This is a genomic window from Calditrichota bacterium (assembly GCA_014359355.1).
In the GTDB taxonomy this organism is placed as follows: domain Bacteria; phylum Zhuqueibacterota; class Zhuqueibacteria; order JANLFK01; family Oleimicrobiaceae; genus Oleimicrobium.
In genome coordinates, this window is sequence record JACIZP010000162.1 from 1 (window position 1) to 10,724 (window position 10,724).

Below are 10,724 nucleotides of genomic sequence, written 5' to 3' on the forward strand. Positions count from 1 at the left end.
TTCCGGTTGCCCCGTTCGGCGACCATTGGCTCGGGGGCACCCGTCGCCATCGCCGTGCCGGACACTTCGATTCGCGGAACTCTTGTCTACCGTCGCTACCGTTCCCACGATGAGTGGACCGCGGTGCCGATGCGCTGGGAGCGGGGGATTTTGGTGGCGGAGCTCCCCGAGCAGCCGCCAGCCGGCAAGGTGATGTACGTGGTCAGGCTAGCCCGGAATGACCAGGAGATCTCCCTCACCAAAGAGCCTGTTGTGCTGCGTTTCAAGGGCCATGTTCCAATCGGCGTTCTCTTGCCGCACATTTTGCTCATTACTCTGGCGATGTTCTTTTCCAATCGCGCCGGGCTGGAAGCCATAGGCAAGGGCGGCAAGCCGCGGCCCTTCATGCTCGTGACGATAGTCCTGTTCTTGGCGGGCGGTTTTGTTTTGGGCCCCATCGTGCAAGAACTGGCGTTTGGCGCCTTCTGGACTGGGTTTCCTTTCGGGCACGACCTCACCGACAATAAGACCCTCCTGGCAATGGTGGGGTGGCTGGTCGCCTGGTGGGTCACGGGGGGTGGTCGGCGCCGGCGGGGGTGGGTCGTAGCTGCGGCAGTCCTCATGATGGCCGTCTACCTCATCCCGCACAGCTTGCTTGGTTCGGAACTGGACTACACCGCAATGGCAGGTGTGGGCGACAGGTAGGCGGAGCCCAAAAAGCGTTTGTTTTTCAGCGTGGACTTTCGTAGAATTGCCTTCCCGCGAGGTCGCTTCTGGTGGTAACCGGCCACCTCCATTTGCCTCGCGTTTGCTATTTGTGCGGTGGAACAATACAGGAGTGTCAATGAGTCTCAGTCAAGTTGCCAAGACGATCAAAGCGTCGCCCACGCTCGCTTTGAACGAAAAGGCGGCCATCTTGCGAGACAAGGGGGAGCCCGTCATCCATTTGGGTGGCGGAGAGCCGAAGAGCAGAGCCCCGATTGATGCCATCGTCGCGGCGGCTGCCCACCTGAACACCGGTGAGGTCCGGTACGCGCCCGCCGATGGCATCCCAGCCCTCAAGAAGGCCATCATTCGCTACACCGAGGAGCACTACGGCCGGCTGGTTGCCCCGGAGAACGTGATCGCCTCCGGCGGCGCCAAACAGGCCATCATGGTCGCCTTACAGGCCATCCTTAACCCCCAAGAAGAGGTCATCTTTCCAGCCCCTTATTGGGTGAGCTACCCGGACATGGTCCGCCTGTGTCAGGGGATACCGGTGCCCGTTTTGCCGGAAGACGGCACCTTCTATCCTCGTCTGCAGGACATTGAACAGCGCGTTGGGCCCTACACCAAGGCGGTGATCATCAACAGCCCCAACAATCCCACTGGCGCCATGTACTCAGAGGAGTTCATCGCCGATATTGTGGACTTTTGTGAACGGCGCAACCTCTACCTGATTATGGACGACATCTACCACCGCCTCATTTTCGATGGTCGCAAGCCGATCAGCTGCTACAAGTACGCCAAGGATCTCTCAGAGAATTCCAAACTCATCGTGATTAACGGCGTGTCCAAGCAGTACGCCATGACCGGATTCCGCATTGGTTGGGCAGTTGCCAACAAGAAGCTCATCGAGGCGATGACCAATATTCAAGGCCACCAGACCTCTGGCCCCTCGGTGCTCCTGCAAGTCGCGGCAGTGGGGGCGCTGAACGGCCTGCAGTCCTGCGTCGAGAATCTGCGCGTCACTTTGGAAAACAATCGCAACGTCATGATCGACCGCCTGCGCTCGTTCCAGGGTGTGAAGGTCACCAAACCGGACGGCACTTTCTACTGCTTTGCCGACTTTAGCGCCTACAGCAAGGATTCGACCAAGCTCTCCAATTTCCTCATCGACAAGGTGCTTGTGCTCACCGTCCCAGGGGTGGAGTTTGGGCTTGAGGGGTATTTGCGCCTCAGCTTCTGTGGTTCCATCAAGGATATCACCGAAGGAATCGAGCGCATGAAATGGGCGCTGGACCTCAATTCGCCCAATGAGCTGTACATCGGCGACCGCAAATTGGTGAGGGATTGGGCATGAAGTACCTGGAGTTCGACACACCGGCAAGCAAGCAGGCGAAAGAGCTCGCCTCCGACTATGGGCTCAGCAACCACGGGCTGACGTATCTTGACAGAGTGTATTGGAACCTCCCCGAGGCGGCTCTGTACGAGGAAGCCATATTCCGCAACGAGGCGCATGTGCTCGACCAGGGCCCGTTGGTGGTGCACACCGGCAAGCATACGGCGCGCGCGGCGGCTGACAAGTTCATCGTGCGGGAAGCCTCCACGGAGGATCGCATCTGGTGGGGCGAGTACAACCGGCCGCTCAGTGCCGCCAAATTCCACGAAATTCTTGCCAGGGTGCAGGCCTACTGCCAGGGGGAGGAGCTGTTCGTGCAGGACTGCTACGTGTGCGCTGACCCGAACTATCGGATGCCCATCCGCATCATCACCGAGAAAGCCTGGCAGAGCCTGTTCGTGCGCAACATGTTCCTGACCACCACGAACATCGAAGAGCTGAAGCACTTCGTCCCCGAATTTACGGTGATTGCGGTCACCGGCTTCAAGGTGGACCCTAGGGTGGACGGCACACGCACGGAGACCGCAATCATTCTCAACTTTGGCGAGCGGCTGGGTATCATTGCCAACACCCTTTACGGCGGCGAGATCAAGAAGTCCGTCTTCACCCTGCTCAACTTTCTGCTGACTTTTGAGGACGTGCTGCCCATGCACTGCTCGGCCAACGTGGGCTCGAAGGGCGACGTGGCGCTCTTTTTCGGGCTGAGCGGCACCGGCAAGACGACCCTCTCGGCTGACCCCCGACGCCGCCTGATCGGCGACGATGAGCACGGGTGGAGCGCCGAAGGAGTGTTCAATTTCGAGGGTGGCTGCTATGCCAAGGTCATCCGCCTGTCGCCTGAGCATGAGCCGCAAATCTGGGCGGCCACCAGACGCTTCGGTACCATCTTGGAGAACGTGGTTTACGACCCGGTGTCGCGGCGCATGGACCTCGACGACGACATGATTACGGAAAACACCAGGGCGTGCTACCCGGTGGAGTTCATCCCCAACATTGTACCGGAGGGGTACGTGCGCTCCCACCCGAAGAACGTCATCTTCCTCACCTGCGACGCCTCGGGTGTTATGCCGCCCATCGCGCGTTTGACGCCGGAACAAGCGCAGTACCATTTTATCAGTGGCTACACCTCCAAGATCGCGGGTACGGAGATCGGGCTCGGCATCGAACCGCAGATTACCTTTAGCACCTGTTTTGGCGCGCCGTTCATGGTGCGCCATCCGTTCGAGTACGGGGAGATGCTGAAGAAACGCCTCTTGCAGCACAAGGCGCAGTGCTGGCTGGTGAACACCGGTTGGGTAGGCGGCCGCTTCGGGGTCGGCAAACGCATCAGCATCCGTCATACGCGCAACCTGCTCAACGCCGCCCTGGAGGGCAAGCTGGACCAGGTTGAGTACCGCAAGGACCGCATCTTCGGCTTCGAGGTGCCGGTCACGTGTCCGGATGTGCCAGACGACGTGCTTGACCCCGCCAGCTCGTGGGGCGACAAGGACGAGTATTGGAAGAAGTACGACGCGCTGGCGGCGCGTTTCATAGAGAACTTTAAGCTTTTCGCCAGCGGCTGCTCTCAAGAGGTGCGCGACGCCGGGCCCAAGCGCCTGGCTCAGGTGTAGAAGGATTGGCCGTCTGATCCCCGGTGCGAGTCGCCGGGGTACACGTCGAGCTGTCATCGAGGCAAGCCAGATCTGCCTGGCTTGCCTTTCCATTTTGCAGACGCAGTGAGCAAAAGCCGGCAGCTGCACTGAGGTCGCCTCACTGGAAGCATCTCGGCCTGTGCCACTTTTCCGTCAACAGCACGGCAAGTCGCGTCAGCAGGCAATCTTTTTCCGCGAGGAAGGACAGTTGCCGTAGCTTACATAGGGTAATTTCTACCCTGTACCAGGTCGGTCTTACCTACGCAGGGCAGTGTGGGCCCTCGGGCTGCATGGTGTTCTGCCCACCCTGGCGTGCAAGGGATGCTAGAACACCGTCATCAACTCTATGTCATTCCAAGGAGTTAGCGCTGTGGCAAGGGAAGCCCCTGCAATCATTGCCACCAGCGCGCGGGGAGGCGTGCCTTGGTGCCATTTTTGCCGAGCTGCGTACAATGGGGGTGAGGGCACCGGAAATGCACGGAGAGGGTAGGAAAGACATGGCAGATTCGCAAGAATTCGTCGACCTTGTGAGCTTTGTTGCTGGCCAGCGGCACGAGGGGCGGCCGTTGACGCGGCCCAAGCGGGTCATTCGCGCCGCCTTGGTGCGCATGGAGCGCGAGCCGGTGCAAATTGGGGAGCCTGCCCAGCCAGCCGGCGGCGAGCCAAAGGTGAGGGCCTACACGCGGAACAACGTGGTGGAGCGCATCGAGATAACCTGCGCGTGCGGGCGAAGCATTGAGCTATCCTTGGACTACACCAACGGTGCAAACAACGGTGGCACTCGACCTTGAGTCCATGGCACGGCAGGGCGCACACATGCAACAGGCAGAACAGGTGAGCCCGGGCGTGGCGGCAGCGGGGGAAATCGCGCTGGGGGCGGCGATTGCCGACTTTAACCAGGCTATGGCCTCTATCACGAGTGCCCATCGCGAGCTGAGCCAACGCATTGCCGAGCTCGACCTGCAGTTGGCGCAGCGCAATGCGGAACTGGCACAAAACCTCATCGAAACGCAGCGCCTCAAGACCTACCTCAACCATATTTTGGACAGCATGTCGAACTGCGTGGTGGTCGTTGACCGGCTGGGCACCATCACCTTGGTTAACCGAGCAGCGGAGCGGCTTACCGGTTACAGGGCAGAAGAGATAGTGGGCAGGCAGTACGAGGAAGTATTCTGCTCCTGTACCTCGGATGCCTTTACGCCGCTCCAGGTGTTGAAGTCTGCGGCGGGGAGCAGCGAGGGCGACAAGGAGATCCTCAGCAAATGCGGGCGCCGCCTGCCGGTCAAGTTCGCCATCTCGCGCCTGACCACGCCACAAGGGGATGTGCTGGGTGCCATAGAGGTGTTCAGCGATCTGACGGCCGTGCGTGCGCTGGAAGAGGAGCGGCGCCGGGTGAGCGTGCTTTCCGCCTTGACCGAGATGGCGGCCGTTGTGGCGCACGAAATCCGCAACCCTCTGCAGGGGATCGCTGGCTATGCCGCGCTCCTGAGCCAGGATCTGCCGGCCGACGATGCACGCAATACGATGGCACAACAGATTCAGGAGGGCGTGCAGCGCCTGGACGAAATCGTCAATAATCTCCTGCTCCTGGTGCGGCCTGGCAAGCCAGCCCTTGCTCCTCTTGATCTGACCTCCTTCCTCCGTGAGCAGGTGGCCTCGTGCCGCAAGCGTCTGTCCTCGCACAGCAACGTCCTGATCCAAGAGGATTTGCCGGCTCGCCCGGTTATGACGAACGCCGACCCGCTGCTGTTGGAGCGCGCATTGAGCAACATCGTGAGCAATGCCCTGCAGGCGATGCCGCAGGGCGGCACTCTGCGCATTGCGCTGACGGAAAGCCTACCTGGTCAGCGGCGCCCCTCGCTCTGCCAGATTCTCATCGCCGATACCGGCGTGGGCATGTCCCGGGCCACGATGGACCGCCTCTTCACTCCTTTTTTCACCACTAAGGAACGCGGCGCAGGTCTGGGCCTCGCCATCGCCAAGAATCTCATCTCCTTCCACCAAGGCGAGATCATCGTGCGAAGCAGCGAGGGGCGAGGCACCACGGTGACCATTCTCCTTCCTGTGCGGCGAGGTCTGCATGGCTAAGCTCTCCATCCTCATAGTCGAAGACGACCCCTTGGGTGGCCGGTTCGTACGAGACGCCATCCAGCGCCTGGGCTATGACGTCACGCTAGTACGGGACGGGACCACGGCCTTAGAATTGGTCGAGAAGCAGAGCTTTGCGTTGGTGCTCACCGATCTGAAGATGGAAGGCGTCAACGGCATGGATGTGCTCTGCGGCGTAAAGAGGCTGCGCCCAGAGACCGAAGTGGTGATTATGACCGCCTATGGCACCATCGACAATGCGGTGGAGGCCATGAAGAAGGGGGCCTTCGACTACATCACCAAGCCCATAGCGCCCGAGGAGCTGCGCCTGGTAGTGGAGAGGGTGCAAGAGCGGCAGCAGTTGGTGGCCGAAAACCGCTTCTTGCGCGCCGAGCTGCAGAAGCAGCAAGGGGTGAGCACCATCCTCGGCCGCAGCTTGGCCATGCAACGCATCCGCGAGACGGTGCAGATGGTCGCGCCCACCTCGGCGGCGGTGCTCATCGAGGGCGAAACGGGGACCGGCAAGGAGGTGGTGGCCAACGCCATCGAACTGGCCAGCCCGCGTCACGGCAAGCCGTTCGTGAAGGTAAACTGCGGCGCTTTGCCCCACACCTTGTTGGAGAGCGAACTTTTTGGTCACGAACGCGGCGCCTTCACCGGGGCTGTGGCGCAGGTGAAAGGTCGATTCGAACTCGCCGATGGCGGCACTCTGCTCCTCGACGAGATTGCCGACCTGGACAAGTCCATGCAGGTGAAGCTGCTGCGCGTTTTGCAGTTCGGGGAGTTCGAGCGCATCGGCAGTGGCCGCACCCTGCAGACCGACGTGCGCATCATCGCCACCACGAATCGGAATCTGCTGGAAGAGGTGAAGCGCGACAGATTCCGCAAGGACCTCTACTTCCGGCTCAATACGCTGTGCATCCGCATCCCGCCGCTCCGCGAGCGCCCGGAAGACATACCCGTGCTTGCCGAACACTTCCTGGCGCGCTTTGTGGCCCGCAATGGCGAGCGTAAGAAGTTCTCCAGCGAGGCTATGCGCTTGCTCATGGAGCACAACTGGCCGGGGAACGTGCGGGAGTTAGAGAGCGCCATCGAGCGTGCTGCAGTGCTGAGTCGCGGCACGGAGACTCTCACCGCCGAGCACTTCCCTTACATCCGCGAGCACGCGGAGCTGCTGGAACAGGTCGAAGCCCCTGCGCAGCTGGTGAAATTGGAGGATGTGGAGCGGGAGCATATCCTCAAGACCCTCAAACGCCTGAACGGGAACAAGAGCCAAACTGCCCGCGTGCTCGGCATCACCGTCAAGACGCTCCGCGCCAAACTTCGCCAGTACGGAATGACGGATTAAGATCGCCCTCAGCCGGCGCTTGTCGCCCCATCTACCCAGTCGGCGGTCTTTCCTCCGTCGCTCTGCTGGGCGTGTGGCGCGCGCTGGACACACTGAGTGCGGATGTGGCAGTGCCTCCCACTGATGCAACTATCTGTTTTTCCGCAGCCTGTACCATCCGCTTGTCCCCCTGTGTGGCATGGAGTACACAATTGCCCCGTTCTAGCCGACTGTGGGCTGCGGTTGGGCGCTGTTCATCAGCCCGCTAAGGCTCGATAAAACAATTGCTTTTCCGCCCATCGCAGCAGCCTCCTCCCATGGCACGCTCCTTGTAAGTCACGCGGTGCGCAGTGGACAGTCGCCTGTAGCCGAGGTGCTGGGGCCAGTTTGCGCCCCGACGAACGAGGAGCCGGTTGCGCGCAGTGTGCTACCTCTATCACCGCCTCGACTACTGCGGAGGAAGTGAGGTGAGGATGTGGGGCCGATGTCCATCCCGACAGCGAGGCCTGCGCGTGCGCTGTCGGGCTTTCGCCATTCAACATGTCCGCGGGCGCAGCGGGTTGGCCGGGCGCCCCACCAAGGCATGTTTCCCCAGCTGCAAGGTCCTCTGCCTCTCGTCGAGCGGCTAAGCATCGGCGCCTCCTCTGGTCCCATCATAGAACATGGCGGTTCACGTCAGCGAGCGCGACTGGCTGCGCGCAGAGCGGCAACCCTGGGCTGTGTGCGGTCGGGGAGTGGGATTCCGGCGCACCTTGTTCAGGCCCCAGCGCCAAACGACCAGAGGTTTGCCCGCAGGTGGTTGAAGGTGAGGGAGAAGTGACAATGGCGCACACCGCAGTGTCCGTCGCCCAGGCGGCAGATGAAAACGGACATCCCGTGGTCTTGGCAGGGACCCGTGCCGAGGGGACTTTTTTCAGGGAACTCGTCGAGGGGATTCCGGACGTAGTGCTCCAGCTCTCTGCGCAAGGGGTCGTGGGCTATTGCAGTCCGGCGATCCAGAGATTGGCCGGCTATCTGCCCGAGGAAGTGGTGGGGAGGAGCGTGCGCGAGTTCTTCGCCAATGGCCGAGAGTTCAAGCGCGCTGCCTCAGCCTTGACTCGCACCGTGCGCACTGGGGGCGAGGGCGTCTTTGAGTTTGTTCTCAGAGCCAAAGACCGTCCTCCTTTCCCGGTGGAGGTAACGGTGCGTACCCGCGGGGAAGCAGGGCAGGCGAAGAGTCTGTTTTGCGTTCTGCGGGACATCAGCGCCCGGAAAGAGAAGAGGGCCGTCTTGCAGCAAAGCGAGGCCAAGTTCCGTGCCATCACTGAGAACCTGGAGGTGGGGGTCTTTCGCACCTCGGCAGGGCCCAACGGCCGCGTTCTTGAGGCAAATCCAGCCCTGGTGGCCATGTTCGGTTTCCCGAGCAGGGAGGAGCTCATCGGCAAACGCGTCAGGGATCTTTACGCGGACCCTGCCGATCGTGAGGCACTTCTGGCCCGGTTCAAGAGCGAAGGGGTAGTGAGAAGGGCGGAGGTCCCGTTCAAGAGATACGATGGCACGCGCATATGGTGTTCACTCACGGCGGTCCCCGTACGTGACCAGCATGGCCGCGTGCGCTACTACGATGGCATGTTGGAGGACATTACTGCCCGCAAGCTTGCTGAGCTGTCCCTGCGTGAATCAGAGGGGCGCCTCAGGCAGGTGACCGAGCAGGTGCATGCCTGGGTATGGGAAGTGGACGCCGCCGGTTGCTTCACCTATTGCAATGCCCTGGTCACCCAACTGCTCGGTTATGCGCCCGAAGAGCTGGTGGGCAAGAGGCACCTTGGCGATCTTCTCCATGCCCACAAGCGCCTCGAGTACGAGAGGAGCCTCTTGCGCCTTTTCGATGTCCATGCCCCCCTACACGATTTCGTGGTTCCGCTCCAGCACAAGGATGGCCACCTACGCTGGATGTTGCGCAATGCCGCGCCGGTCTTTGACAAGAGCGGCGCCTTTGCGGGCTATCAGGGCGCCGACATCGACATCACGGAGCGCCGACAGCAGGAGGAGCAGATCCGCCAGCAGCGCTCCTACCTCCAGGCCCTCATTGAGCACAATCCTCTTGCCATCGCGGCCATGGACAAGGAAGGGAAGGTGACCCTGTGCAACAGCGCCTTTGAGCGACTTTTCCTCTACCAGCGTGCCGAAGTGATGGGCCAATCAGTCGATGCCTTGCTGACCAGTGCTGAGCTGGTGGAGGAGGCGCAGCAGTTGACGCGCAGGATGCTCGCCGGCGAGCGGGTGCATGCGGTGACGCGCCGCTGCCGAAAGGACCGCACCGAGGTGGATGTGGAGCTGTTCGGCGTGCCGGTGATGATCCAGGGCACCCACTATGGGGCCTTTGTCATTTACCAGGACATCACCCAGCGCAAGCGGGCCGAAGAGGAGCTTGTCAGCTCGCTCAAGGAAAAAGAACTCCTCCTCAAAGAGATCCACCATCGGGTGAAGAACAACATGCAGGTGATCTCCAGCCTACTCAGCTTGCAATCTTCGTACATCACCGACCCGCGCGCCTTGGCCATTTTCAACGACAGCCAGAATCGCGTCAAGTCCATGGCCCTCATCCACGAAAAGCTCTACCAGTCGAAGAATCTCTCGCGGGTTGATTTCGCCGAGTACACGAAGAGCCTCACCAGCCACCTCTTCGACTCCTACGGCGTGGACCCGGAGCGCATCGCCATGGACGTGCAAGTGAACGGCATCGACTTGGCCATAGACAGCGGCATCTCGTGCGGTTTGATCGTCAACGAGCTCGTTTCCAACGCCCTGAAACACGCCTTCCCTGGCGGGCGGAAGGGAAAAGTCACGGTGGGGCTGGAGCAGGTGAACGGCACCTACGTGCTCAAGGTGAGCGATGACGGCGTGGGCTTTCCACCTCACGTGGACTTTCGCAACACCGAATCGCTCGGCCTGCAGTTGGTCAACACCCTCACTGATCAATTGGAAGGAACGATAGAGCTGAGTTCTAATGGCGGCGGCGGCACGGTGTTCACGATTTGCTTCCCAGATGGGACAAAGCGGCGTTAGGAGGGACGGCACGGTAGTGGGGAGCTGCAGAAAGTTAACTCACAGGCAGGAACAGCGACATGGACCGAGCCACTCGTATCATGATTGTCGAGGACCTCAACATCACGGCCCTGGACCTCAAGAATCGGCTGCGCAAGATGGGGTACGAGGTGGTGGCCCTGGCAGGGTCAGGGGAGGAGGCAATCCAGAAGGCTGAACAGGTGCAGCCGGATCTGATCCTCATGGATATCCGCCTCAAGGGAGAGATGGACGGCGTGGAGGCCGCAGAGAGGATTCGGCAGAAGTTGGACATTCCGGTCATTTACCTGACCGCCCACGCCGACGACACCACCTTGCAACGGGCAATGGAGACCAGGCCCTACGGTTATGTGTTGAAGCCCTTCGAGGAGAAGGAACTGCGCATTACCATCGAGATGGCCTTGCATCGCCATCGTGAGGAGAGCAAATTGCGCGACCAGGCCGGTACCCCTGCCCAGGTGCAGTGAATCGGCCGTTTCTGCCAAGAAGCGGTCGGCGCGCAGGCAGGTCGCTGCCGTGAGAGTTGCCATCT

At 61.0% G+C, this 10,724-nt stretch carries 8 protein-coding genes; all 8 read left to right on the forward strand.

The annotated features are described in order from the left end of the window. Positions 1-684, forward strand: a 684-nt coding sequence (locus H5U38_06620) for a hypothetical protein (GenBank protein ID MBC7186692.1), incomplete at its 5' end; no start/stop codon positions are given. A gap of 139 nt (positions 685-823) precedes the next feature. Continuing rightward, on the forward strand, positions 824-2,041 hold the full coding sequence (locus H5U38_06625) for a pyridoxal phosphate-dependent aminotransferase (protein ID MBC7186693.1): 1,218 nt from the start codon (positions 824-826) through the stop codon (positions 2,039-2,041). Further along, positions 2,038-3,690 carry a phosphoenolpyruvate carboxykinase (ATP) gene (pckA, locus tag H5U38_06630; protein MBC7186694.1) on the forward strand — a complete coding sequence of 551 codons (1,653 nt, stop codon included), beginning with the start codon at positions 2,038-2,040 and terminating at the stop codon, positions 3,688-3,690. Before H5U38_06625 ends, pckA begins: the two co-directional genes overlap by 4 nt. Before the next feature lie 518 nt (positions 3,691-4,208). After that, complete coding sequence (locus H5U38_06635) at positions 4,209-4,502, forward strand: hypothetical protein (GenBank protein ID MBC7186695.1); 294 nt, start codon at positions 4,209-4,211, stop codon at positions 4,500-4,502. 25 nt (positions 4,503-4,527) lie between these two features. Beyond that, on the forward strand, positions 4,528-5,799 hold the full coding sequence (locus tag H5U38_06640; protein ID MBC7186696.1) for a PAS domain S-box protein: 1,272 nt from the start codon (positions 4,528-4,530) through the stop codon (positions 5,797-5,799). Beyond that, a complete protein-coding gene (locus tag H5U38_06645) occupies positions 5,792-7,147 on the forward strand; it encodes a sigma-54-dependent Fis family transcriptional regulator (GenBank protein MBC7186697.1) in 1,356 nt (451 codons plus the stop codon). The genes H5U38_06640 and H5U38_06645 overlap by 8 nt, the downstream gene beginning before the upstream one ends. Before the next feature lie 801 nt (positions 7,148-7,948). Further along, the gene (locus H5U38_06650) at positions 7,949-10,174 is read left to right on the forward strand and encodes a PAS domain S-box protein (GenBank protein ID MBC7186698.1); all 2,226 of its coding nucleotides are present in this window, start codon (positions 7,949-7,951) and stop codon (positions 10,172-10,174) included. Positions 10,175-10,233: 59 nt separating this feature from the next. Beyond that, positions 10,234-10,659 (forward strand): response regulator, encoded by a 426-nt coding sequence (locus H5U38_06655; GenBank protein MBC7186699.1) that lies wholly within the window; start codon positions 10,234-10,236, stop codon positions 10,657-10,659. Positions 10,660-10,724: the final 65 nt, after the last annotated feature.